1 pseudogene is annotated in these 243 nt (G+C 37.0%); it reads right to left on the reverse strand.

Going from position 1 to position 243, the window contains the following annotated elements:
* Positions 1–117: 117 nt before the first annotated feature.
* Positions 118–243 (reverse strand): annotated as a pseudogene (locus SB660_RS23110) (endonuclease); the annotation flags it as partial.

Raw genomic sequence — 243 nt, forward strand, 5'->3', positions numbered from 1 at the left:
GTTGATGATTTTAGCTTGATAAGCAGAATGGAAACTAGACACGCCATCATCTCTTTCTCATTCTTTGGAAACTGCATTCTGCTAGGTTTGCTGCTTTTTTTAACGAACAGTGTTTTTCTATTTCACACAGCCATTAAATCCTCTGTTTGTCACATAACCGCTCTTACTCCAAATTGACAGTTTATCTGATTTTGCTTCTTGCTCATCTAGTCTGAATTGGTCTATGTATTTTGTGTTAGGCTC

The organism is Bacillus sp. SIMBA_005 (genome assembly GCF_046535585.1).
GTDB lineage: Bacteria > Bacillota > Bacilli > Bacillales > Bacillaceae > Bacillus > Bacillus pumilus.